At 71.6% G+C, this 21,897-nt stretch carries 26 protein-coding genes; 17 read left to right on the top strand and 9 right to left on the bottom strand.

What is annotated here, in order from left to right; translation table 11 throughout:
• Positions 1 to 8 precede the first annotated feature (8 nt).
• Genes VYL96_RS11275 through VYL96_RS11240 form a run of 8 tightly spaced genes read left to right on the top strand, consistent with a single transcriptional unit; the run spans position 9 to position 8,577 of the window.
• Positions 9 to 2,096 (top strand): acetyl/propionyl/methylcrotonyl-CoA carboxylase subunit alpha, encoded by a 2,088-nt coding sequence (locus tag VYL96_RS11275; RefSeq protein WP_131886101.1) that lies wholly within the window; start codon positions 9 to 11, stop codon positions 2,094 to 2,096.
• Positions 2,089 to 3,234 (top strand): acyl-CoA dehydrogenase family protein, encoded by a 1,146-nt coding sequence (locus tag VYL96_RS11270; protein WP_070722298.1) that lies wholly within the window; start codon positions 2,089 to 2,091, stop codon positions 3,232 to 3,234. The genes VYL96_RS11275 and VYL96_RS11270 overlap by 8 nt, the downstream gene beginning before the upstream one ends.
• On the top strand, positions 3,231 to 3,731 hold the full coding sequence (locus tag VYL96_RS11265; protein ID WP_131886100.1) for a MaoC family dehydratase: 501 nt from the start codon (positions 3,231 to 3,233) through the stop codon (positions 3,729 to 3,731). Before VYL96_RS11270 ends, VYL96_RS11265 begins: the two co-directional genes overlap by 4 nt.
• Positions 3,728 to 4,612: an HpcH/HpaI aldolase/citrate lyase family protein gene (locus tag VYL96_RS11260; RefSeq protein WP_131886099.1), complete on the top strand. Its 885-nt coding sequence runs from the start codon at positions 3,728 to 3,730 to the stop codon at positions 4,610 to 4,612. Before VYL96_RS11265 ends, VYL96_RS11260 begins: the two co-directional genes overlap by 4 nt.
• A gap of 28 nt (positions 4,613 to 4,640) precedes the next feature.
• Positions 4,641 to 6,290, top strand: coding sequence for an AMP-binding protein (locus tag VYL96_RS11255; protein ID WP_131886098.1), 1,650 nt, complete (start codon positions 4,641 to 4,643; stop codon positions 6,288 to 6,290).
• Positions 6,291 to 6,323: 33 nt separating this feature from the next.
• Positions 6,324 to 7,100, top strand: a complete 777-nt coding sequence (locus tag VYL96_RS11250) for a CoA transferase subunit A (RefSeq protein ID WP_131886097.1) — start codon at positions 6,324 to 6,326, stop codon at positions 7,098 to 7,100.
• Entirely contained in the window at positions 7,100 to 7,783 is a 684-nt protein-coding gene (locus VYL96_RS11245; protein ID WP_131886096.1) for a 3-oxoacid CoA-transferase subunit B, read from the top strand. The genes VYL96_RS11250 and VYL96_RS11245 overlap by 1 nt, the downstream gene beginning before the upstream one ends.
• A complete protein-coding gene (locus VYL96_RS11240; protein ID WP_329437366.1) occupies positions 7,780 to 8,577 on the top strand; it encodes a CPBP family intramembrane glutamic endopeptidase in 798 nt (265 codons plus the stop codon). The genes VYL96_RS11245 and VYL96_RS11240 overlap by 4 nt, the downstream gene beginning before the upstream one ends.
• A gap of 16 nt (positions 8,578 to 8,593) precedes the next feature.
• On the opposite strand, the gene VYL96_RS11235 is transcribed toward VYL96_RS11240, so the two are convergent.
• The 5 genes from VYL96_RS11235 to rpmB all read right to left on the bottom strand — a co-directional run bounded on the left by VYL96_RS11235 (position 8,594) and on the right by rpmB (position 10,673).
• On the bottom strand, positions 8,594 to 9,532 hold the full coding sequence (locus tag VYL96_RS11235) for an AEC family transporter (RefSeq protein WP_131886095.1): 939 nt from the start codon (positions 9,530 to 9,532) through the stop codon (positions 8,594 to 8,596).
• 161 nt (positions 9,533 to 9,693) lie between these two features.
• Positions 9,694 to 9,951, bottom strand: a complete 258-nt coding sequence (rpsR, locus tag VYL96_RS11230; protein WP_007632792.1) for a 30S ribosomal protein S18 — start codon at positions 9,949 to 9,951, stop codon at positions 9,694 to 9,696.
• Positions 9,952 to 9,961: 10 nt separating this feature from the next.
• The gene (rpsN, locus tag VYL96_RS11225) at positions 9,962 to 10,267 is read right to left on the bottom strand and encodes a 30S ribosomal protein S14 (protein ID WP_007632790.1); all 306 of its coding nucleotides are present in this window, start codon (positions 10,265 to 10,267) and stop codon (positions 9,962 to 9,964) included.
• A gap of 3 nt (positions 10,268 to 10,270) precedes the next feature.
• A complete protein-coding gene (gene rpmG / locus VYL96_RS11220; protein WP_007632789.1) occupies positions 10,271 to 10,435 on the bottom strand; it encodes a 50S ribosomal protein L33 in 165 nt (54 codons plus the stop codon).
• A gap of 1 nt (position 10,436) precedes the next feature.
• A complete protein-coding gene (gene rpmB / locus VYL96_RS11215) occupies positions 10,437 to 10,673 on the bottom strand; it encodes a 50S ribosomal protein L28 (protein ID WP_007632788.1) in 237 nt (78 codons plus the stop codon).
• A gap of 373 nt (positions 10,674 to 11,046) precedes the next feature.
• Here rpmB and VYL96_RS11210 point away from each other — a divergent pair, with 373 nt between their 5' ends.
• The 6 genes from VYL96_RS11210 (at position 11,047) to VYL96_RS11185 (ending at position 15,914) form a co-directional block, all read left to right on the top strand.
• The gene (locus tag VYL96_RS11210; RefSeq protein ID WP_007632787.1) at positions 11,047 to 11,307 is read left to right on the top strand and encodes a type B 50S ribosomal protein L31; all 261 of its coding nucleotides are present in this window, start codon (positions 11,047 to 11,049) and stop codon (positions 11,305 to 11,307) included.
• A gap of 53 nt (positions 11,308 to 11,360) precedes the next feature.
• Positions 11,361 to 11,531, top strand: a complete 171-nt coding sequence (rpmF, locus tag VYL96_RS11205; protein ID WP_007632786.1) for a 50S ribosomal protein L32 — start codon at positions 11,361 to 11,363, stop codon at positions 11,529 to 11,531.
• Between the two features lie 170 nt (positions 11,532 to 11,701).
• Positions 11,702 to 12,385, top strand: a complete 684-nt coding sequence (locus VYL96_RS11200) for a response regulator transcription factor (protein ID WP_007632785.1) — start codon at positions 11,702 to 11,704, stop codon at positions 12,383 to 12,385.
• 14 nt (positions 12,386 to 12,399) lie between these two features.
• Complete coding sequence (locus tag VYL96_RS11195; RefSeq protein WP_231888982.1) at positions 12,400 to 13,776, top strand: HAMP domain-containing sensor histidine kinase; 1,377 nt, start codon at positions 12,400 to 12,402, stop codon at positions 13,774 to 13,776.
• Between the two features lie 474 nt (positions 13,777 to 14,250).
• Positions 14,251 to 15,342 carry a S1C family serine protease gene (locus VYL96_RS11190; RefSeq protein ID WP_243699746.1) on the top strand — a complete coding sequence of 364 codons (1,092 nt, stop codon included), beginning with the start codon at positions 14,251 to 14,253 and terminating at the stop codon, positions 15,340 to 15,342.
• Entirely contained in the window at positions 15,339 to 15,914 is a 576-nt protein-coding gene (locus VYL96_RS11185) for a MogA/MoaB family molybdenum cofactor biosynthesis protein (protein WP_061229037.1), read from the top strand. The genes VYL96_RS11190 and VYL96_RS11185 overlap by 4 nt, the downstream gene beginning before the upstream one ends.
• A 335-nt stretch (positions 15,915 to 16,249) precedes the next feature.
• Here VYL96_RS11185 and mscL read toward each other — a convergent pair whose 3' ends face one another.
• From mscL to VYL96_RS11165, 4 genes are all read right to left on the bottom strand, one after another.
• Positions 16,250 to 16,678, bottom strand: a complete 429-nt coding sequence (mscL, locus tag VYL96_RS11180) for a large conductance mechanosensitive channel protein MscL (RefSeq protein WP_131886093.1) — start codon at positions 16,676 to 16,678, stop codon at positions 16,250 to 16,252.
• Positions 16,679 to 16,771: 93 nt separating this feature from the next.
• Entirely contained in the window at positions 16,772 to 17,245 is a 474-nt protein-coding gene (locus tag VYL96_RS11175; RefSeq protein WP_131886092.1) for a hypothetical protein, read from the bottom strand.
• Between the two features lie 564 nt (positions 17,246 to 17,809).
• Positions 17,810 to 18,184: an FmdB family zinc ribbon protein gene (locus VYL96_RS11170; protein ID WP_131886091.1), complete on the bottom strand. Its 375-nt coding sequence runs from the start codon at positions 18,182 to 18,184 to the stop codon at positions 17,810 to 17,812.
• A 37-nt stretch (positions 18,185 to 18,221) separates the two neighbouring features.
• Entirely contained in the window at positions 18,222 to 18,848 is a 627-nt protein-coding gene (locus tag VYL96_RS11165; protein WP_131886090.1) for a 5-formyltetrahydrofolate cyclo-ligase, read from the bottom strand.
• A gap of 65 nt (positions 18,849 to 18,913) precedes the next feature.
• Between VYL96_RS11165 and VYL96_RS11160 the strand changes: the two genes are divergently transcribed.
• The 3 genes from VYL96_RS11160 to VYL96_RS11150 all read left to right on the top strand — a co-directional run bounded on the left by VYL96_RS11160 (position 18,914) and on the right by VYL96_RS11150 (position 21,814).
• Positions 18,914 to 19,813: a UTP--glucose-1-phosphate uridylyltransferase gene (locus tag VYL96_RS11160; protein ID WP_106384922.1), complete on the top strand. Its 900-nt coding sequence runs from the start codon at positions 18,914 to 18,916 to the stop codon at positions 19,811 to 19,813.
• A 64-nt stretch (positions 19,814 to 19,877) separates the two neighbouring features.
• Positions 19,878 to 21,137 (top strand): molybdotransferase-like divisome protein Glp, encoded by a 1,260-nt coding sequence (glp, locus tag VYL96_RS11155; RefSeq protein ID WP_106384921.1) that lies wholly within the window; start codon positions 19,878 to 19,880, stop codon positions 21,135 to 21,137.
• A 17-nt stretch (positions 21,138 to 21,154) separates the two neighbouring features.
• On the top strand, positions 21,155 to 21,814 hold the full coding sequence (locus tag VYL96_RS11150; RefSeq protein WP_131886119.1) for a GNAT family N-acetyltransferase: 660 nt from the start codon (positions 21,155 to 21,157) through the stop codon (positions 21,812 to 21,814).
• Positions 21,815 to 21,897 lie beyond the last annotated feature (83 nt).

Below are 21,897 nucleotides of genomic sequence, written 5' to 3'. Positions count from 1 at the left end.
GCAGCGCCATGTCAGAGAAACTGTCACAGAAACTCCACACCGTCCTGGTGGCCAACCGGGGTGAGATCGCGTGCCGCGTGATCCGCTCGCTGAGGGCAGCCGGGATCCGTTCGGTCGCCGTCTACTCCGATGCCGACGCCGACGCGCTACACGTGCGCATGGCCGACGCCGCGGTCCGCCTGGGACCGGCGCAGGCCACGCAGTCCTACCTCGACATCGACAAGGTCATCGACGCCTGCCGCCGCACCGGCGCGCAGGCTGTGCACCCGGGCTACGGCTTCCTGTCGGAGAACGCACGGTTCGCCCGCGCGCTCGACGAGGCTGGCCTGATCTTCATCGGGCCGCCGGCGTCGGCGATCGAGACCATGGGTGACAAGATCACCGCCAAGGCGGCGGTGTCCGAGCGCGACGTGCCCACCGTGCCGGGGATCTCCAGGCCGGGACTGACCGACGACGAGCTCATCGCGGGCGCGGAGGAGGTCGGCTACCCGGTCCTCGTGAAGCCCTCTGCGGGTGGAGGCGGCAAGGGGATGCGCCGCGTCTCCGATCCCGCCGAGCTGCCGGCCGCGCTCGAGTCCGCCCGGCGGGAGTCCGCGGGCGCATTCGGCGACGACACGCTGTTCCTCGAGCGGTTCGTCGACACCCCGCGCCACATCGAGGTGCAGGTCCTGGCGGACACCCACGGCAACGTCATCCATCTGGGTGAGCGTGAGTGCTCGCTGCAGCGGCGCCACCAGAAGGTCATCGAGGAGGCGCCCAGCGCGTTGCTCGACGAGGCGACCCGCGAGCGGATCGGTCAGGCGGCGTGTGACGCGGCGCGGTCGGTGGGTTACGTGGGCGCGGGCACTGTCGAGTTCATCGTCTCGGCCCACGCCCCGGACGAGTTCTTCTTCATGGAGATGAACACCCGCCTCCAGGTCGAGCACCCGGTCACCGAGATGGTCACCGGCGTGGACCTCGTCGGTTGGCAGGTGCGCATCGCCGCGGGCGAGGAGCTGACGCTGCGCCAGTCCGACATCACCCTTACGGGACACGCGATCGAGGCGCGCGTGTACGCCGAGGACCCGGCGAGGGGCTTCCTGCCCACCGGCGGCACGGTGCTCGGCCTCGAGGAGCCGTCCGGGGACGGGATCCGCGTGGACTCCGGGCTGCGGGTCGGCACGGTCGTCGGCAGTGACTACGACCCCATGCTCGGGAAGGTCATCGCCCACGGCGCCGACCGGGTCGAGGCGCTGGCCCGGCTCGACGCCGCGCTGGCCGGGACCCACGTGCTGGGCCTGCGGACGAACATCGACTTCTGCCGCTTCCTCCTGTCCCGCCCCGAGGTGATCGCGGGGGACCTCGACACGGGTCTGCTCGATCGGTCGGTCGACGGCTACGTCGCGACCCCGGCGCCCGAGGGAGCGCTGGTCGCCGTGGCGATGCACCGGACCGAGGAGCGGTGGGCCCGGGTGCCCGCGCGGCGCCGCGGTCCGTGGGACGTGCCCAACGGCTGGCGGATCGGCGGCCGGGCGGAGGTGTGGACGCGGCTCGATTCCGGGGCCGGCTCCGAGGCCGTCACCGTGGGACTGAAGGGCACGCCCGACGACGCCGAGGTGACCATCACCGACGCGACCATCGGTTCCACCGAGGAGCCGAGGGTCGCGGCCCGCCATCACGCACGGGTCGCGCGCGACGGCGCCGCCCTGCGGCTGACGGTCGACGGCACGCAGCAGCGATGGACCGTCGTGCGCTCGCGTGACCCGAAGGCGTCGGACACGTTCTGGGTGGCCGGCGACGGCGGCACCTGGGATCTGCGGCTGCTTCCGCTGATCGACTCCCGGATCCACGACGGCGGCGCGGCGGACGGCCAGATCCTCAGCCCCATGCCCGGCTCGGTCATCGCCTGCTTCGCCTCCGACGGCGACGAGGTCACGGCCGGGCAGAACATCCTGGCCGTCGAGGCCATGAAGATGGAGCACTCGCTCACCGCGCCGATCGACGGGGTGGTCCGGGTGCATGTCACCACCGGCGAGCAGGTGCCCGCCGACCACCTGCTCGCGACCGTCGAGCCCCACCCCTCCACTGATGAATCCGAAGGAGCAGGCGATGCCTGAGTTGGAAGAGCACTACGCGGACCTCAAGTCGACGGTCGCCGACTTCGCCGACAAGGTGGTCGCCCCGGCCTCCGCCGAGCACGACCGCAATCACACCTTCCCGTACGAGGTCGTGGCCCAGATGGGCGAGATGGGCCTGTTCGGCCTGCCCTTCCCCGAGGAGTTCGGCGGGATGGGCGGCGACTACTTCGCGTTGGCGCTGGCCCTGGAGGAACTGGGCCGCGTGGACCAGTCCACGGCCATGACCCTCGAGGCCGGCGTGGGACTGGGCGCCATGCCCATCTACCACTTCGGCACCGACGAGCAGCGCGAGAAGTGGCTGCCCGACCTGGCCGCCGGCCGGAAGCTGGCCGGGTTCGGCCTCACCGAGCCCGGCGCGGGATCGGACGCCGGCGCCACCAAGACCACCGCCAAGCGGGACGGCGACGAGTGGGTGATCAACGGCAACAAGCAGTTCATCACCAACTCGGGGACCGACATCACGTCCCTGGTCACCGTCACGGCAGTGACCGGCACGCGGGACAACGGCAAGAAGGCCATTTCGACGATCATCGTCCCGGCCGGCACCCCCGGCTTCACCGCCGAGCCGGCCTACGACAAGGTCGGCTGGAACTCCTCGGACACCCACCCGCTGACGTTCGCCGACGCCCGCGTGCCGGTGGAGAACCTGCTCGGTGAGGAGGGCCGCGGGTACGCGAACTTCCTGTCCATCCTCGACGAGGGCCGCATCGCGATCGCGGCCGTGGCCACGGGCGCTGCGCAGGGCTGCGTCGACGAGTCGGTGAAGTACGCGCGTGAGCGCGAGTCGATGGGCCGCAAGATCGGCGAGTTCCAGGCCATCGCGTTCAAGATCGCCCGCATGGAGGCCCGCGCCCACACGGCCCGCTGCGCCTACCACGACGCCGCGCGCCTCATGCTGGCCGGCAAGCCCTTCAAGAAGGAGGCCGCCATCGCCAAGATGGTCGCCTCGGAGGCGGCCATGGACAACGCCCGCGACGCCACGCAGATCCACGGCGGTTACGGCTTCATGAACGAGTACCCGGTGGCGCGGCACTACCGCGACTCGAAGATCCTCGAGATCGGCGAGGGCACTACCGAGGTGCAGCTCATGCTCATCGCCCGGGGGCTCGGGCTATGAGTGAGGCGCGTAAGGAGATCGTCCAGCGCGGCCTGTGGTTCGAGGAGTACGAGGTGGGCACCGCCTACCTGCACCGCCCGGGCCGCACGATGACCGAGGCGGACAACGTCCTGTTCACCACGCTGACCATGAACACGCAGGCGCTTCACCTGGACGCGGCGTGGGCTGCCGAACAGCCCGGCTTCGGCGGCCAGCGGCTCATGAACTCCATGCACACGCTGTCCACGCTGGTCGGCCTGTCGGTCGCGCAGCTCACCCAGGGGACGATCGTGGCCAACCTCGGTTTCTCCGAGGTGAGCTTCCCCAAGCCGGTGCTGCACGGCGACACGCTCTACGCGGAGACCGTCTGCACGGACAAGCGCGAGTCGAAGTCGCGGCCGGGCGAGGGCATCGTCACGCTCGAGCACATCGGCCGCAACCAGCACGGCGACATCGTGGCGCGCGCGGTCCGCAAGACCCTCGTGCGTAAGCGGCCGGCGGGGGAGGAGACGGCATGACCCCCGCCCCGACCTGGATCCCGCCCGGGCCCGCGCTGCTGTTCTGCCCGGCCGACCGGCCGGAGCGCTATGGCAAGGCCGCCGACCGGGCGGACGTGGTGATCCTCGACCTCGAGGACGCCGTCGCGCCGGCCGACCGCCCGGCGGCCCGGGACGCGCTGCGGGCCTCGGCGCTGGATCCCGAGCGCACGATCGTGCGCGTCAACCCGGTGGGCACCGAGGACCACGCGGCCGACCTCGAGGCCGTCGCCGGGACCGCGTACCGCTGCGTCATGCTCGCCAAGAGCGAGTCGGCCGCGCAGGTGACCGACGTTCACACCGCGACCGGGGCGGCGGTCCTCGCGCTCGTGGAGACGCCGCTCGGCGTGGTCCGCGCCGAGGAGATCGCCTCCGCGCCCGGGTGCACCGGGATGATGTGGGGCGCCGAGGACCTGCTCGCCGCGATGGGCGGCTCGACCAGCCGCTTCTCGACCGCCGAGGCGGGCGGCCCCCGCGTGGCGGGCGAGTACCGCGACGTGCCGCGTCACGCCCGCGCGCGGGTCGCGCTCGCCGCGGCCGCGTTCGGTCGGTGGGCGGTGGACTCCGTCCACCTCGACATCGCCGACGAGGCCGGTCAGCGCGCCGAGGCCCTCGACGCCGTCGCGCTGGGGTTCGCGGGTACCGCCTGCATCCATCCGTCCCAGGTGGCGGTGGTGCGACAGGCCTACGCGCCCGACGACGACGAGGTGGCCTGGGCCCGGAAGGTACTCGCCGCCGCGGAGCACAACCAGGGCGTGTTCCAGCTGGACGGTCGCATGGTCGACGGTCCCGTCTTCCGCCAGGCCGAGGCGACGATGCGTCGCGCGGCCGCCGCCACCGAAGTGACAACCCCCCGGGCCTGATCCGGCCCCGCCCCCGAGGAGCACCGAGATGACCACCTCAAGTCTCGATTCCACCCCACTCGACCCCGCGCTGTCCCACACGCGCGGGGAGACCGACGTCCCTCTCCTCACCCAGACGATCCCCGAGAACCTCGCGGCGACCGTCGAGGAGTTCGGCGACCGCGACGCGCTCGTCGACGTGCAGGCCGGTCGGCGCTGGACCTACAGCGAGTTCCTCGCCGACGTGCGCCGGCTCGCCTCGGGCCTGCACCGTCTCGGGATCCGCGCGGGGGACCGGGTGGGGATCTGGTCACCCAACCGGTGGGAGTGGGTGATGGTCCAGTACGCCACCGCCGAGATCGGCGCCGTGCTGGTCAACATCAACCCGTCCTACCGCGTCCACGAGCTCGAGTTCGTCCTCAAACAGGCCGGGATCAAGGCCGTGATCGCGGCGCCGCAGTTCAAGGACTCGGACTACACCGGGATGCTCGCGCAGGTGCAGCCGAACTGCCCGGACCTCGAGCTGGTGGTGCTCTTCGGCGACGAGGAGTGGGAGTCGATGGTCTCCGGTCCCACCGACGCCGACGTCCTCGCGGAGATCCGGGCGGGGCTCACGAACCACGACCCGATCAACATCCAGTACACGTCCGGCACGACGGGGTTCCCCAAGGGGGCGACGCTCTCCCACTCGAACATCCTCAACAACGGGTACTTCGTCGGTGAGCTCATCAACTACTCGGAGGTCGACCGGGTGTGCATCCCGGTGCCCTTCTACCACTGCTTCGGCATGGTGATGGGCAATCTCGCGTGCACCACCCACGGATCGTGCATGGTCATCCCGGCCCCCGCGTTCGACCCGGTCGCCTCGCTTAAGGCGGTGGAGCAGGAGAAGTGCACGAGCCTGTACGGCGTGCCGACGATGTTCATCGCCGAGCTCGCGCTCGAGGACTTCGACTCCTACGACCTGTCGACGCTGCGCACCGGCATCATGGCCGGCTCGCCGTGCCCGGAGGCCACCATGCGCCAGGTGATCGACCGGATGAACATGGAGGAGGTGTCGATCTGCTACGGCATGACCGAGACCTCGCCGGTGTCCACGCAGACCCGCGCCGACGACTCGCTCGACCGCCGGGTGTCCACCGTGGGCCGGGTCGGCCCGCACCTGGAGATCAAGATCATCGACCCCTCGACCGGGGAGACGCTGCCGCGCGGGGAGGCCGGCGAGTTCTGCACCCGGGGCTACAGCGTCATGCTCGGGTACTGGGAACAGCCCGACAAGACGGCCGAGGCCATCGACGAGGCGGGGTGGATGCACACCGGCGACATCGGGGAGATGGACGCCGACGGGTACGTGAAGATCACCGGCCGCATCAAGGACATGGTGATCCGGGGCGGCGAGAACATCTACCCGCGCGAGGTGGAGGAGTTCCTCTACACCCACCCGGACATCCTCGACGCCCAGGTGATCGGTGTGCCCGACCCCAAGTACGGCGAGGAACTCATGGCGTGGGTCCGGCTCAAGCCGGGCCGCGACGACCTCACCGCCGAGGAGGTCCGCGAGTTCGCCACCGGCAAGCTCGCGCGGCACAAGATCCCCAAGTACGTCCGCGTCGTGGACGAGTTCCCCATGACCGTCACCGGCAAGGTCCGCAAGGTCGACATGCGCAAGACCGCCGTCGAGATCCTCGGTATGGCCTGACGGCCCCGCCCGACTCACCCAAGGAGTGCGTGAATGTCCAGCAAACTCATGACCGCGGCGGAGGCCGTCGCGGACATCCCCGACGGGGCGTCGATCGCCGCCGGCGGGTTCGGCCTGTGCGGGATCCCGCAGATTGTCATCGAGGCGCTTGCCGCGCGTGACGTGGGGGACTTCGAGGTGTTCTCCAACAACGCCGGCGTCGACGGCAAGGGTCTGGGGATCCTGTTGGAGACCGGCAAACTGCGGCGGATCGTCTCCTCCTACGTGGGGGAGAACAAGGAGTTCGCCCGGCAGTACCTGTCCGGTGAGCTCGAGGTGGAGCTCACCCCGCAGGGCACCTTGGCCGAGCGGATGCGGGCCGGTGGCTCGGGGATCGGGGCGTTCTACACCCGCACGGGCGTGGGCACGTTCGTCGCCGACGGCGGCATGCCGTGGAAGTACGACTCCGACGGCGGCGTGGCCGTGGCGTCCCCGCCCAAGGAGACCCGCGAGATCCGCGGCGAGACGTACGTGCTCGAGCAGGCGATCGAGGCGGACTACTCGCTGGTGCGGGCCGCGGTGGCCGATCGCAGCGGCAACCTGCGGTTCCACCTCACCGCCCGCAACTTCTCGCCGCTGGCCGCGATGGCAGGGCGTGTGTGCATCGTCGAGGCGGAGGAGGTCGTCGAGGTCGGCGAACTCGCGCCCGACGACATCCACCTGCCCGGCATCTTCGTCCACCGACTGGTCGAGCTGACCCCGGAGCAGGTCGCGCAGACCAAGTGGATCGAGAAGATGACCACCAACCCGCCCTCGGAAGGACAGCGCTGATGAGCACCGCCGCCACGCCGGAGTCCACCCCCGCCCGGCTGGGCCGGGACCGCAAGGCCATGGCCGCCCGCGCGGCCCTGGAGCTGGAGGACGGCCAGTACGTCAACCTCGGGATCGGCCTACCGACCCTGGTGCCGAACTACGTGCCCGAGGGGGTGACGGTGACCCTGCAGTCCGAGAACGGGCTGCTGGGCATCGGGCCGTACCCGCACCCCGACCATGTCGACCCGGATCTCATCAACGCCGGCAAGGAGACCGTCACGACCCTGCCCGGGTCGGCGATCTTCGACTCCGCGATGAGCTTCGGCATGATCCGCTCCGGCAAGATCGACGTCGCGATCCTCGGGGCGATGGAGGTCAACCCGGCCGGGGACATCGCCAACTGGATGGTGCCCGGGGCGATGGTCAAGGGCATGGGTGGCGCGATGGACCTCGTGGTGGGCGCGCGCCGCATCGTCGTGGTCATGGACCAGGTCGCCAAGAACGGCTCGTCGAAGATCGTCTCCGAGATCACCCTCCCGCTCACCGGCCTGGGCTGCGTGGACCGGATCATCACTGAACTCGGTGTCTTCGACCGCGACGCCGACGGGCTCACGCTCATCGAACTGGTCGACGGCGTGACCCTCGAGCAGATCACCGCCGCCACCGACGCCCCGTTCCGGGTGGCCGACCACCTGACGTGACGACGCCACCGCACGGGGAACCGCACACCGGGCCCCCGCCCGGACGTGCCCCACGCGGCCACAGCGCGCCCGGACTGTGGACCACACCGGTCCGCGGCCGGGTGGCGCTGTCGGCGTTGGCGTGGGTGCTCGGGTACGTGGTCGCCCTCGTCGTCGTCGTCATCCTGGGACTCCTGGCCGTGCGCGCGACGGGCGCCGGCCGACCCGAGCCCGCGAGCCTCGCCCTCGTCGTCCTGGCCGGCACCGCGGTGGCCGCGCTCGTCGCGGTGCGGGTCCATCTCCTCCGACGCCGGGGACTCGACTGGGCGGACGTGGGGCTGCGGCGGCCGGACCGCTCGCCGTTGCATCTGGCGTGGCAGATCCCGGCGGTGATGGCCGCCGGCGTCGCCGTGTCGATGCTCGTGCTCGTCCCGCTGGGCGCCGGGCCGGGCGAGGCGGACGACACCGGCGGAGACGCGATCGCTGACTTCATCGCCGGCGGGCCAGTCCTCGCGGTGCTCGGACTGCTCACCGTGGCTGTGCTGGTCCCCGTCGCGGAGGAGGTCGTGTTCCGCGGTGTCGTGCTGCCCGCCGTGCGCGCGAGGCTGCGGGCCGGCGCCGGCATCACGCTCGCGGGGGCGGTCTTCGCGGTCGTACACATGGTGCCGCCCGCGCTGCCGTACCTGCTCGTCGTGGGGATCTCCCTGTGCGCGATGGCGGAGTGGTACCGCTCGATCGTGCCCGGGATGGTGCTGCACGGCGTGAACAACGCGACCGTGTTCGCCGGGGTGCTGGCCGCGGCCGGCGCCGCCTGATCGCGGGTGGGCGCCGTCAGGCCAGGAGCGCGGAGACGAGCAGCAGGACGGGCAGGGCGCCGAGGGTCGTCAGCACCGCGGAGTCGCGGGCCAGCAGCGTCCCGTGGCCGTAGCGGGTGGCCACCACCAGCACGTTCTGCGCGGTGGGGAGCGCGGCCGCGACGACGACGGTGAGGAGTTCGTGGTCCCGCATGCCCAGCATCCAGGCACCGATCGCGTACGCCAGCACCGGGTGGGCGATGAGCTTGAGCGCGCTCGCGAGGAAGATCTCCCGGCGCGGGGAGGCGCCGGCCTCGAGGACCTTGACGCCGTAGAGCGACATCCCGAACACCAGCAGGGCGCCGGGCACGGAGATCTGGCCGACGAGGTGCACCGGCTCCAGAAGGGAATCGGACGGCGTCCAGGGCAGCGCGGCCACGACGACGCCGGCGAGCGCGGAGAGGACGATGGGCGACCTTACCGACTGGAGAAGCGCGCCGAGTGCACCGCCCCCGCTTTCCGCGCCCTCCGCGCGGGCGGCCCGCTCCAGCACCGCGATGGCGATCGGCTGCAGCACCACCACCTGGAAGAGCAGCAGCGGCATGACGAAACCCAGGTCGCCGAGGACGTACAGGGCGATCGGGATGCCGAGGTTGGCCGAGTTGACGTAGCCGGCGGACAGCGCGCCCACCACCAGGTCGGCGGACGGGCGTCTCAGCCAGAGCCGGGCGATCGCCATATAGAGCACGGCGATGATGATCGCCGACACCGCGGACACCACGAACACGCCGGTGAACACCTGGTCGAGGGTGGTGCGGGCGAGGGAGTCGAACAACAGCGCCGGCGTCGCCACGAAGAAGACGAGCCGGTTGAGCACCAGGCGAGCGTCCGTGCCGAGGACGAGGGTCCGGGCGAGCAGCCAGCCCAGCGCGACGAGCGCGACGATGACGGCGAAGCCGTTGAGGACGCCGGCCACTGGTGGACTCCTAGATCAGGGGAGGGGCGGTAACGCCGATCGGGGTCGTGCGCTCCTTCTCGAAGAGGAGACACGACCCCGATCGGGTTGCTGTTGTCCGGTCGGCGGCTAGACGCCGCGGGCGGGACGGGCGGTTCGGTTCGACCGCGCCGAGCGGTGACTCAGCGGCTGGTGAACGGCAGCAGGGCCATCTCGCGGGCGTTCTTGACCGCGACGGCGACCTGACGCTGCTGCTGCGGCGTGAGGCCGGTGACGCGGCGCGAACGGATCTTGCCGCGGTCGGAGATGAACGTGCGGAGGGTGTTGACGTCCTTGTAGTCGACCGTCTCGATACCCGCGACCTTCAGCGGGTTCTTCTTGGGTCGACGGCCCTCCTGGGCACGGATCTTCTTGGACGGGGTGCTACGTGCTTTAGCCATGGTTACCTACTCACCAGCTCGACTTCGTGACACCGGGGAGCTCGCCCCGGTGGGCCATCTCGCGCATGCGGACGCGGGAGAGGCCGAACTTGCGGATGTAGCCGCGCGGGCGGCCGTCGGCGACGTCGCGGTTGCGCACCCGCACGGGCGAGGCGTCACGCGGCATCTTGTTGAGAGCGGTCTGGGCCTCGAGACGGGCCTCGTCCGTGGTCTCCGGGTTCTTGATGATTGCCTTGAGCTCGGCGCGGCGCTCGGCGAACCGGGCGACCTTGGCCTTGCGCTGCTCGTTGCGCGCGATCTTGGACTTCTTGGCCACGGGTCAGCGCTCCTCTCGGAATTCGACGTGCTTACGGACGACCGGGTCGAACTTCTTGAGGACGATGCGGTCCGGGTTGTTACGACGGTTCTTGCGGGTCACGTAGGTGTACCCGGTGCCGGCCGTGGACTTCAGCTTGATGATGGGGCGGATGTCGTTACGGGCCATCTCAGATCTTCTCCCCACGGGCACGGATGCGGGCCACGACGGCCTCGATGCCATCGCGGTCGATGGTCTTGATGCCCTTGGTGGAGACGGTCAGCGTGACGCGACGACCCTCCGAGGGCAGGAAGTAGCTACGACGCTGGATGTTCGGGTTCCAGCGACGGTTGGTCCTGCGGTGTGAGTGCGAGACGGACTTGCCGAAACCCGGCTTCCGTCCCGTTACCTGGCAATGCGCCGACATGGCGTGGTTCTCCTTCCGCCCCGTCCATCGGTGGCGCGCGGCGGGGTTCGCGTCCCGACACGGCCTGAGCCGTGCGGGGGGCGTACCGCCACGTCGCGAACACCGTGAGGGGCGATAGCAAACGTGCAGACAACAGCGATGGTCTAGTTTACGGCCCGACCGCGCGAAACGGTAATCGGCACGTCAGCGCCGCATTCGGTGCCCGGAGGCGCCATCGCGTGACGCTCGAATTGGGTGCCCGGCCATCCTACGGGTACGATCTTTCGATGCGTGTGCTGACACCGGAATCCCCGGTTCGGCCACTGGCACTTGCGCGCCCCTGCCGGGGCGAGCGCCAGACCCACAGACTTCTACCGAGCTAGAGGGATCCAGTATGAAGAACGACATCCACCCCGACTACCACCCGGTGGTCTTCCAGGACTCGGGCACGGGCACCAAGTTCCTCACCCGTTCCACCGCGACGAGCTCCCGCACGGTCGAGTGGGAGGACGGTCAGACCTACCCGCTCATCGTCGTGGACGTGACCAGCGAGTCGCACCCCTTCTGGACCGGTGCGCAGCGCGTCATGGACACCGCCGGCCGCGTCGAGAAGTTCCAGCGCCGCTACGGCAACCGCGCCCGTCGCGCCAAGTGAGACGCGGGGCGTCCGCGCCCCGGTACACCTCCTAGACCCCGAGGACGATAACCATGGCAGTTCCCAAGCGCCGCCTCTCGCGCGCCAACACCCACTCCCGCCGCTCCCAGTGGAAGGCCGACAACGTCGCCCTCCAGGAGACCAAGATCGACGGCCGCCCCGTGGCGCTGCCGCGTCGGCTGGTCAAGGCCGCCAAGCTCGGCCTGATCGACCTCGACCGCTGAGTCGCCCCTGAGCGCTGACAGTCGAGTACTGCGGCGCTGACAAGCGCCGCACGCACACGCCGGTCACGAGCCCGGCAGGTCCCCACGGGCCTGCCGGGCTCGTCGGCGTATAACCACCTGCCTGAGGCTTCCTCAGCCGGGTTTCAGCCGGGTGGGCGAGACTTTCCTCTATGAAGATCCTCGTGGTGGACGACGACCAGGCCGTACGCGAATCGCTCCGGCGTTCCCTCACGTTCAACGGTTACGACGTGGAGTTGGCGGGTGACGGGGTCGAGGCGATCGAGAGGGTCGACGCCGACCGGCCGGATGCCGTGATCCTCGACGTCATGATGCCGCGTCGCGACGGCCTCGAGGTCTGCCGGATCCTGCGCAGCCGCGGCGACGATCTCCCCGTGCTCATGCTCACCGCGCGGGACGCGGTATCCGAGCGTGTCGCCGGCCTGGACGCCGGTGCCGACGACTACCTGCCCAAGCCCTTCGCGCTCGAGGAGCTCCTGGCCCGCCTGCGCGCCCTGCTGCGTCGTCGCGGTCCCGACGCCGAGGAGGTGGACGAGGTCCTGGAGTTCGAGGACCTGCGCATGGATCTGGCGACCCGTGAGGTCAGCCGGGGCGAGCGTCGTATCCAGCTCACCCGCACCGAGTTCTCCCTGCTCGAGTTACTCATGCACCACCCGCGTCGGGTGTTGACCCGCAGCCACATCCTCGAGGAGGTGTGGGGCTACGACTTCCCGACGTCGGGTAACGCGCTCGAGGTCTACATCGGCTACCTGCGCCGCAAGACGGAAGGCGAGGGTGAGAGCCGGTTGATCCACACCGTCCGCGGTGTGGGGTACGTGCTGCGCGAGACGCCGTAGTGCCGGCCCGCGCGATGCGGACGGGAACCGCTCCGATCTCGCTGCACCAGCGGGTCACCCTGCTGGCCGCGAGCTCGGTGGGGGTCGCGGTGGCCCTGATGGCCGTCGCGGCGTACTTCGTCGTGTCGGGGTCGATGTACAGCGACGTCAACAGTCGGCTGAAGCAGCAGGCCGATCAGTTGGTGAACAGTCAGCTGGCGTCCGAGTTCGCGCTGCAGTCCCGCAGCACCCTGATCGCGCTCCGGGCGTTCAATCCGAACCTGGACGCGCAGATCGTGGCGCCGTCGGGCGTACGTACCGCGACCGGCGAACCGTTCCAGATCGGCGGTCCGGAGATCTCCGTCGTGCGCGGGGAGTCCGACTCGAGTCTTCGGACCTCGAGCGGCAAGCAGATCTACGCGGTCGCCGTCCGGGACGGGTCCACGCTCATCCTCGCGCAGGATCTCGGCCCCACGAGGGCGGCCCTCAACCGTCTGGCGATCGTGCTCACGCTGGTCGGTGCGGCCGGTATCGCGCTCGCCGCGGTGGCGGGAACGGCGGTGGGGCGGACCGGGCTCGCGCCGGTCGCCCGCCTGACCAGGGCGGTGGAGCGCATCGCCCGGACGGACGACCTGCGGCCCATCCCCGTGGCCGGTGACGACGAGATCGCGCGCCTGACGAGCAGCTTCAACCAGATGCTCGTCGCCCTGGGGGAGAGCCGCGAGCGCCAGGCGCGCCTCGTGGCGGACGCCGGGCACGAACTCAAGACCCCCCTCACGAGCCTCCGGACGAACGTCGAGTTGCTCATCGCCGCCAGTCGCCCGGGCGCACCGTCGATCCCGGATGCGGACAGGCGATCCCTCGAGGAGGACGTCGTAGGGCAGATCTCCGAGCTCAGCCAGCTGGTCGGGGATCTCGTCGAACTCGCCCGCGAGGACTCCGGCGAGGTCGAGTTGGAGCCGGTCGCGGTGTCCGAGGCCGTCGAGCGCGCGCTCGAGCGGGTGCGCCGCCGCCGCCATGATGTGGAGTTCGACGTCGAGTTGAGGCCGTGGTACTCGTACGGCGATTCGGCGGGGATCGAGCGGGCGGTGCTCAACGTGTGCGACAACGCAGCCAAGTGGAGTCCCGCCGGCGGCACGGTGACGGTGCGGATGCGGCCAGTGTCCGACGCGGTGATGGAGCTGACGGTGTCGGATGAAGGGCCCGGTATCCCCGAGGAGGACAGGGAGCTCGTGTTCGAGAGGTTCCACCGATCCAGCGAGGCACGCGGCATGCCGGGGTCCGGTCTGGGTCTGGCGATCGTCCGCCAGGTGACGACCCGACACGGCGGGACCGTGGAGATCGGTGACGCCGAGGGTGGTGGCGCGCAGGTGCGCCTCACCATCCCCGGCAGTGAGCAGTTCCCCAACTGACGGGCGCCGGTGCCGTCGCTGCCGCCCACAGTGGGCCGTCCGGCCCGGGTGGGTTTCAGCGGACGCACAGCGCGGTTCAGCGGACGCACAGCGCGGTCAGGGACGATGGGGGCCATGGAGAACGAGAACGGTCGGGGCCCGGGCGACCGGGGCCCCGGAGACGAATGGGCGGCCGGATCGGCCGCAGGCCTCGGCAGATCCCCTCAGTGGCCAGCGGGACAGAACCCGTACACGGGCCGCGGCCCGTATCCCGGCCGGTACCCGTACGGAGAGCAGCGTCCAACCGGACCCGGCGGACCGGCCGGGCCCGGCGGTCAGGCTGGCCCGGCCGGAGCGGCTGGTCCTCCTCAGGGGTGGGGCGACGACGCCCGCGCCACCGCCGCGTTCCCTCCGCAGCAGCCGCAGCCGGGTCAGGCGGGCCCCGCGGGACCGGGAGCGCCGACGGGCGCAGCCTTCCCTGGCGGACCGGAGCACGTGGGCGGCGAGCTCGGGTCGGCGTCGCGCAAGGCCGGTAAGGGGCTCGTCGTGGCCGGCATCGTGGCCGCGATGCTCGTCTCGGGCGGACTCGGCGGCTGGATCGGCGCGACGGTGGCCGGTGGATCGGGAGAGGGGCTGTCCTCGCCGATCAGCGCCACCCAGCCGGTGAGCCAGGCGCCGGACGGCACGGTCGAGGCGGTCGCCGACAAGGTACTGCCGAGCGTCGTCTCGATCGACGTGCGCTCTCAGACCGGGCGGGGCGAGGGGTCCGGGGTCGTGCTCACCGCGGACGGGCTCATCATCACCAACAACCACGTGATCGCGATGGCCACCGCCGGCGGCTCCATCCAGGTGCGCTTCGATGACGGCTCGAAGGCACCCGCGAGCATCGTGGGCACCGACCCCGCGACGGACATCGCGGTCATCAAGGCCGAGGCGCCCCGCCCGCTGACGCCGGTCGCGCTCGGTACGTCCGCCAACCTGAACGAGGGGCAGGCCGTGGCCGCCATCGGCTCGCCGCTCGGGCTGTCCGGGACTGTCACGACCGGCATCGTCTCGGCACTGGAGCGCCCGGTGCGGGCCGGTGGCGCGCAGTCCGATCAGAGCACGGTGATCGACGCGATCCAGACCGACGCCGCGGTGAACCCCGGCAACTCCGGTGGCGCCCTGGTGAACATGAACGGCGAGCTGATCGGCATCAACTCGGCCATCGCGTCGCTGGGCTCGGGCAACTCGGGCTCGATCGGGCTGGGTTTCGCGATCCCGGTGGACCAGGCCCGCCGGATCGCCGATCAGATCATCAAGCAGGGCTTCGCCACCCGGGCGGTGCTCGGGGTGACGGTGAGTGACTCCCCGGCCGGAGACGGCGCGCTGGTGCGGTCGGTCGAGCCCGGCGGCCCGGCGGACCGCGCGGGCATCGAGGAGGGCGCCATCGTCACGCGCGTGGGCGAGCGGCTCATCGAGAACGGTGACGCGCTCGTCGCGGCGATCCGGTCCCGCGCTCCGGGGGAGACGGTGTCCGTCACCTATGCTTCTCGTGAGGGCGAACCGCCGAACACCGTCGACGTTGCACTGGGAGAGGCCAGATGAGCACCAGATTCGATCCGAGGGCCCTGCCCGGAGGCCGCAAGCTCCCCACGAACGTGGACTTCGACCCGACGGCCGTAGAGCCGCCGGAGCCGGCGATCGCCGGCCGTGCGATGGTCGTGGTGGTCACGGACCGGATGCCGGAGCGGGAGGACTTCATCGGTCCACTGGTCACCGAGCTGCTCGAGGAGGAGGGCTTCCTCGTGGGCGGGGTCGTCGGCGTGGCGGCCGACGAGTCGGAGGTCCGCAAGGCGCTCGAGACCGCGGTCGTCGGCGGGTTCGACTTCGTCGTCACCATCGGCGGGACCGGCGTCGGCCCCCGCGACATCACGCCGGAAGTCACCGAGGAGATCCTCGACCAGCGACTGCCCGGCATCGCCGAGGCCATCCGCTCGTCCGGCCTCACCGCGGGCGCCGTCGACTCGATCGTCTCCCGCGGGCACGTGGGCGTCTCCGGCAGCACGGTGGTCGCGAACCTCGCGCCGAGCCGGGCCGCCATTCGCGACGGGATGGCCACGCTGTGCCCGCTCGTGTCGTACGTGGTCGCGCAGCTGTCGGGCTTCGACGGTCTGTGACCGGCTCGCGGGACTCCGACGGCGATCGGCGGGCCGGCACCCGGGGGAGCACTCCCGATAGTGCCGACCGCCGCGCCGCGGACCGCAGGCGCATCGACGAGGTGTTCGGCGAGACGCTGCCGGAGACCACCTCAGACGAGGCGCGCGGGAGAGACACCCGACTCCGGGACGACTGGTGGCGCGAGCAACGCCCGCCTCACCACGACTGAACCGGTCCCTCCACGACCGACCTCGTCCGCCGCTCCGGCAGCGCCCGCCACATCGTCTACAGGGCACGCGGCCGCTGCCGGATGTGCCCCTTAACGCTCCGCCGCTCCACCGCCGGGGCGGTGCCGTCAGGACTCGTTGGCCGGGTTCTCGGGGTCGGAAGGGTGCGCGAGCGGCCGCCCGGCGAGCAGGTCACGGATCTCCACGAGGAGTTCGTTGTCCGTGGCGGGGGCCTCGATGCCCTTCCGGCGAGCGGCGGCCTCCTTCATCTTGTTCATGGGTCCCACGAGCACGAAGTAGATGATGGCGGCGATGAGCAGGAAGTTGATGACCGCCGAGATGAGCGCCCCGAAGTCCATCAGTGTCTCGGGGTTGTTCTCCAGGAGCTGGACGGCGAAGCCGATCTCCTTGTCGCCGCCGAGCAGCGCGATGAGCGGGTTGATGATCGCGCTGGTGAACGCGTCGACGATGGACGCGAAGGCGGTGCCGATCACGACGGCCACGGCCAGGTCGATCACGTTGCCCTGCATGATGAAATCGCGGAAACCCTTGAGCATCGCTCGCCCCTGTCAGATGTAGTCACCGTGCTGCCGAATCGGCACGGAGAATATCAGCAGGACGCGCCACCGTGGAATACCTCGCGCGGCCGCTCAGCCGTGCACGACGACGGCGAGCGGGTTCGTGGCGGCCGTCGCGGCGAGGTGGGCGGCGAGGTCCTCGGGGACTTCGACGAGAACGGAGCGGGCGCCCGACCGTCCGGCCGGGGTGTCGCGTACCCGGGCCGCGCGCGCGACGACGAGATCGGGCGCGGCGGCGTGAGCACCGGGGTCGTGGGCGTCGGCGTCGATCGTCGAGACGAGGTCGACGAGGTCGCCGGGCTGCAGCAGGTCGGCCACGGCGGGATCGGCGAGGGCGACGGGGACGACCCGCACGGGTAGCGCCGGGCCGCCGTCTGCGGCGGTGACCGAGGCCGCGGCGTCGGGCTGGGGACCGGTGGTCTCCGCGGGTTCGGACCGGCCGACGAACGGTGCTGCCACCACGAGCGCGGCCGCGAACGCCATCCGGGCCGTGCGTCGCCGCCGCCACCGCCCGGGCGTGGTCACCGAGGCGATGGTGCGGCGCATGGGATCCCCCGTCGGTCGGCGCGCCCGCGGCGCGATCAGCGATGCCGCCGTCGCCCGGCGGTGTCGGTCAGACCGTAGCCGCGCGCGACAGGCGACGGCCGCGCCGCGAGCGCCTACGCGAGAGACCTGTGGAGGCGGACGGGGGTGTGGAGAAACGCCGCGTCACGGTCGTGGGGTCGGGAAGCAGCGGGGGCCCGAGCGCGGGGCCGGGGGGAATAGCGGGCTCAGACCGTGAACCGTCGCGAACACAGCCGCTACCCGCCATGGCGTCTCGCCCACCCCGAAGAGCGGGCGAGACGCCATCCCCGGGAGCGGCTGCGTTGCGGGGTGTGCAGGCGCGGGAGCGAGACGCCATCCCAGGAGCGGCTGCGTTGCGGGGTGCGCAGGCGCGGGAGCGAGGCGCCATGCCCGGGAGCGGCTGCGCTCCGGGTGCGCAGGTGCAGGGGCGAGGCGCCATGCCCGGGGGCGGCTGCGTTGCGGGTGCGCAGGTGTAGGGGCGAGACGCCTTCCCCGGGAGCGGCTGCGTTGCGGGTGTGCCGGCGCGGGAGCGAGGCGCCAGGCCGGTTACGACGACGAGGACGACGACGAGCTGGCCGAGCCCGAGGAGGAGCCGGCACCGGCTGTGGCGCTCGAGCCGGAACCGGACCCCGATCCCGAGGACCCGGTGGGCGAGGACCCGCCGCTCGACGAGCCGTTCGACGAGCCGCCGTTCGAGGAGCCAGACCCGGACGAGGCCGAGCCGGACGAGCCGCCCTCGCCGGCGCCGCGGCTGTCCGTGCGGTAGAAGCCGGAGCCCTTGAAGACGACACCGACCGTGTTGAAGAGCTTGCGCAGGCCGCCGTTGCACTGCGGGCAGACCGTCAGCGAGTCCTCGTCGAAGGACTGCTGGATGTCGAAGGCGACGTCGCAGTCGCGGCACCGGTAGGAGTAGGTGGGCATCTGGCCTCCCGAGACGTATCGGATTGTGATTGGCACTCTACTCCGGCGAGTGCCAAGTTCCGAAGTCGAGAACCCCGTCCGGCGTGATCACGCCGTGTACGGGGCGGTCGTGGGCCTCGGCGGGGATGTGCTCGAGGACGTTCTCCGTGTCGGCCAGCGCGAGGAGTCGGGTGCGGGGACCGGCCAGTGCGAGCGAGCGGTCGTAGTAGCCGCCGCCCCGCCCGAGCCGCGTGCCGGAGCGGTCGACGGCCACGGCCGGCACCAGCACGAGATCGGCGTCGGCGATGCGCTCGGGTCCCTCCGGCGGTGCCGACGGCACGAGGATGCCGAACCGGCCCCGAACCAGATCCGCCGGCCCGGCGTACGCCGCCCACTCCACCGGGCCGCGCGCCGGGGAGACGGGCAACAGTACCCGCGCACCGCGGCGCGCCAGCTCCTCCGGCAGACCCCGTCCGCCGGCCTCGTCGTCGTCGGGCACGTACGCACAGACGACCATCCCCGCGGTGACGATCCGCGCCAGGTGGTCGAGGATCGCCCGGTCACGTCGGACACGCACCGGCGCGGGCACGGCGGCGCGGCGCGCGAGGACCTCCCGGCGCAACCGTGCCTTCACGGTGGCGTCGGTGGTGGGCCCCGCGCCGACGTCGGGGTCGTCCTGCGACATGAGCCACAGTCTGCCGCGCGTGGCGTCACACGTGGGTGCCGGGTACGCGGTCTAAGGTGGTCGCCATGACGTCCGACACCTCACCCGCGCCGCAGTTCCGGACCGCCGTCGTCCCGGCGGCCGGTCTCGGGACCCGGTTCCTGCCCGCCACCAAGACGGTGCCCAAGGAGCTCCTGCCCGTCGTGGACACGCCGGGGATCGAGCTCATCGCCGAGGAGGCCACCGAGGCGGGGGCCGGGCGGCTCGCGATCGTCACCTCCGAGCGCAAGGTCGGCGTGATGGCACACTTCGCCGAGGACACCGTCCTCGAGGACACGCTCGAGGACCGCGGCAAGGACGTCCTCCTGCATAAGGTCCAGCGCGCGCCCGGGCTCATCGAGGTCGTCGACGTCCGTCAGGACGAGCCCCTGGGGCTGGGACACGCGATCGCGCAGGTCGAGTCGGTGCTCGGCGACGAGGAGCAGGCCGTGGCGGTGCTGCTGCCGGACGACCTGGTCCTGCCGTTCGGGATCCTCGGTCAGATGAACGCCGTCCGCGCCGAGCGCGGCGGCAGCGTGCTGTGCGCGTTCGAGGTGGACCCGGACAACGTCTCCTCCTACGGCGTGTTCGAGGTGGAGGACACCGACGACCCGTCGGTGAAGAAGGTGCTCGGCATGGTCGAGAAGCCGGCCGCCGAGGACGCGCCCTCCAACCTCGCCGCGGCCGGGCGGTACGTGCTCGACCGCGCGATCTTCGACGCGCTGCGCCGGACCGAGCCGGGCGCCGGCGGGGAGATCCAGATCACCGACGCGATCGACCTGCTCATCGACGAGGGCCACCCCGTGCACGTGGTGGTCCACGACGGCACCCGCCACGACCTGGGCAACCCCGGCGGCTACATCAAGGCGTGCGTGGACTTCGCGCTGGACAACCCGGCGTACGCGGACGACCTCCGCGAGTGGCTCTCGGGCCGACTGGGGTCGTAACCCCTTTTCCACTGGTGAGGCGGGTCCGCTCGCGCGGGTGACGGGTACGGGAAAGGAGCACCTGGTGCGCTCCGTCGAGGAACAGCTGGCTCTGGTGACGGCGGCCGCGGTCGCCCCGCGCCCCGTGCGCGTGGCGATCTCCGAGGCGCAGGGTCTGCTGTGCGCGGAGGAGGTCGTGGCCGAGCGCCCGCTCCCGTCGTTCGACCAGGCCGCGATCGACGGCTACGCGGTGCGTAGCGTCGACGTCCGGCCCGACGGCCCCGGCGACCGCGGCGGTGACGCTCCGGACGGCCCCGTCGCCCTGCCCGTGGTGGGCCAGATCTCCGCCGGCTCCCGCCAGCCCATCCGGCTGCAACCCGGTCAGACCGTGCGCGTCGACACCGGCGCGCCGCTCCCGACCCTCGCCGACGCCGTCCTGCCGGTGGGCTGGGCCACCCCCGACGGCCGACAGATCGTCCCGACCCGCACCGTCCGCACCGGTGACTACGTCCGCCGCATCGGCGACGACGTCCAGCCCGGCGACGTGGCCGTCCGCGCCGGCAGCATCATCGGTCCCGCCCAGGTCGGCCTTCTCGCCTCCGTCGGCCGCGCCAAGGTGCTCGTGCACCCCAAGCCGCGGATGTCGGTCATCTCCGTGGGCGACGAACTCGTGGACGTCGACGGTCGACCCGGCACCGGGCAGGTCTACGACGTCAACTCCTACGCCCTCACCGCCGCCGGCCGTGACGCCGGTGCCGACGTCCACCGGGTGGGCATCGCCAGCACCGAGCCGTCACGACTGCGTGAGGTGCTCGAGGGTCAGCTCGTCCGCAGCGAACTCGTCGTGGTCTCCGGCGCCGCCGGCGGAGAGGCCACCACCCGGATCCGCCAGGTCATGGCCGAGCTCGGGCAGATCGAGGTCAACCGCGTCGCCATGCACCCCGGGTCGGTGCAGGGCTTCGGCCGGCTCGGTCGCGACGAGGTCCCCACCTTCCTGCTGCCGTCCAACCCGGTGAGCGCGCTGGTGGTCTTCGAGATCATGGTGCGGCCCCTCATCCGCATCGCGCTGGGCAAGCGTCAGCCCATGCGCCGCACCGTCCGCGCCCGCACGGTGGCGCCGATCTCGTCGGTCGAGGGGCGTCGCGGCTACCTGCGCGGGCAGCTCATGCGCGACACGGACACGGGCGAGTACCTGGTCCGCGCCCTCGGCGGTGCCCAGGGGTCCTCGACGCACCTGCTCGCGTCGCTCGCGGAGGCCAACTGCCTCGTCGTGATCGATCCCGGCGTCACCGCCGTGAGGGCGGGTGACGAGGTCGACGTGATGTTCCTCGCCCAGCGGGGGTGAACCGGGGCGTGAGCGGCGTGTGGGACGCGTTGACCGCCGACACGGCCGCCCACCCCGGGTGGCCCCTCGAGGCGGGGCCGCTGCGCGTGCCCGCGGGCGTCGTCACCCTGAGGCCGGTACGCCGACGGGACGCGCGCGCCTGGTCGGCGCTGCGGCTGTTCGAGCGGGACTACCTCGAGCCGTGGGAGCCGACCGTCGAGGGCCGGTGGCACGAGAACAACTCCGCGCGCGCCTGGCCTCCCATCCACGCCCAGCTCCGGCGCTACGCCCGCGCCGGGGCGACCCTGCCCGCCGCCATCGAGCTCGACGGCCGCTTCTGCGGGCAGCTCACCGTGGGCGGCATAGTGCGCGGCGCCCTGCACTCCGGGTGGATCGGCTACTGGGTCGGCCGCCCGTTCGTCGGCGGCGGGGTGGCCACCGCGGCGCTGGCACTGGGCGTGGACCACGCCCTGGGGCCGGGTGCTTTGCACCGCGTGGACGCGACCGTCCGGCCGGAGAACACGGCCAGTCGCGTGGTGCTCGAGAGGTGCGGATTCCGCGAGGAGGGGCTGCTGCGGCGCTACCTCCACGTGGACGGCGCGTGGCGCGATCATCTCCTGGTCGCCCGCACCCGCGAGGAGCACGGCCGGGGCGCGGTGGCGGCGCTCGTCGAGGCCGGCCGGGCCCGGCGCGCCTGAGGATGTCCTGAGCATCGTGACCTGCGGCGCGCCGCCGCTTCACGGGGCTCGCGCGCCGTTACGGTTGGATCCTCACCACGACG

The sequence above is a fragment of the Dietzia maris genome (assembly GCF_036287335.1).
In the GTDB taxonomy this organism is placed as follows: Bacteria; Actinomycetota; Actinomycetes; order Mycobacteriales; family Mycobacteriaceae; genus Dietzia; species Dietzia cinnamea.
Note: the sequence above shows the minus strand (reverse complement) of the source record. Positions and strands in the feature narration are given on the sequence as shown.

What these genes read in the sequence shown, in the direction of transcription:
- VYL96_RS11275 (WP_131886101.1), top strand. Translation starts at nt 9, where the DNA reads ATGTCAGAGAAACTGTCACAGAAACTCCACACCGTCCTGGTGGCCAAC.
- VYL96_RS11270 (WP_070722298.1), top strand. Translation starts at nt 2,089, where the DNA reads ATGCCTGAGTTGGAAGAGCACTACGCGGACCTCAAGTCGACGGTCGCC.
- VYL96_RS11265 (WP_131886100.1), top strand. Translation starts at nt 3,231, where the DNA reads ATGAGTGAGGCGCGTAAGGAGATCGTCCAGCGCGGCCTGTGGTTCGAG.
- VYL96_RS11260 (WP_131886099.1), top strand. Translation starts at nt 3,728, where the DNA reads ATGACCCCCGCCCCGACCTGGATCCCGCCCGGGCCCGCGCTGCTGTTC.
- VYL96_RS11255 (WP_131886098.1), top strand. Translation starts at nt 4,641, where the DNA reads ATGACCACCTCAAGTCTCGATTCCACCCCACTCGACCCCGCGCTGTCC.
- VYL96_RS11250 (WP_131886097.1), top strand. Translation starts at nt 6,324, where the DNA reads ATGTCCAGCAAACTCATGACCGCGGCGGAGGCCGTCGCGGACATCCCC.
- VYL96_RS11245 (WP_131886096.1), top strand. Translation starts at nt 7,100, where the DNA reads ATGAGCACCGCCGCCACGCCGGAGTCCACCCCCGCCCGGCTGGGCCGG.
- rpsR (WP_007632792.1), bottom strand. Translation starts at nt 9,951, where the DNA reads ATGGCTAAAGCACGTAGCACCCCGTCCAAGAAGATCCGTGCCCAGGAG.
- rpmG (WP_007632789.1), bottom strand. Translation starts at nt 10,435, where the DNA reads ATGGCCCGTAACGACATCCGCCCCATCATCAAGCTGAAGTCCACGGCC.
- rpmB (WP_007632788.1), bottom strand. Translation starts at nt 10,673, where the DNA reads ATGTCGGCGCATTGCCAGGTAACGGGACGGAAGCCGGGTTTCGGCAAG.
- VYL96_RS11210 (WP_007632787.1), top strand. Translation starts at nt 11,047, where the DNA reads ATGAAGAACGACATCCACCCCGACTACCACCCGGTGGTCTTCCAGGAC.
- rpmF (WP_007632786.1), top strand. Translation starts at nt 11,361, where the DNA reads ATGGCAGTTCCCAAGCGCCGCCTCTCGCGCGCCAACACCCACTCCCGC.
- VYL96_RS11200 (WP_007632785.1), top strand. Translation starts at nt 11,702, where the DNA reads ATGAAGATCCTCGTGGTGGACGACGACCAGGCCGTACGCGAATCGCTC.
- VYL96_RS11195 (WP_231888982.1), top strand. Translation starts at nt 12,400, where the DNA reads ATGCGGACGGGAACCGCTCCGATCTCGCTGCACCAGCGGGTCACCCTG.
- VYL96_RS11185 (WP_061229037.1), top strand. Translation starts at nt 15,339, where the DNA reads ATGAGCACCAGATTCGATCCGAGGGCCCTGCCCGGAGGCCGCAAGCTC.
- mscL (WP_131886093.1), bottom strand. Translation starts at nt 16,678, where the DNA reads ATGCTCAAGGGTTTCCGCGATTTCATCATGCAGGGCAACGTGATCGAC.
- VYL96_RS11175 (WP_131886092.1), bottom strand. Translation starts at nt 17,245, where the DNA reads ATGCGCCGCACCATCGCCTCGGTGACCACGCCCGGGCGGTGGCGGCGG.
- VYL96_RS11170 (WP_131886091.1), bottom strand. Translation starts at nt 18,184, where the DNA reads ATGCCCACCTACTCCTACCGGTGCCGCGACTGCGACGTCGCCTTCGAC.
- VYL96_RS11165 (WP_131886090.1), bottom strand. Translation starts at nt 18,848, where the DNA reads ATGTCGCAGGACGACCCCGACGTCGGCGCGGGGCCCACCACCGACGCC.
- VYL96_RS11160 (WP_106384922.1), top strand. Translation starts at nt 18,914, where the DNA reads ATGACGTCCGACACCTCACCCGCGCCGCAGTTCCGGACCGCCGTCGTC.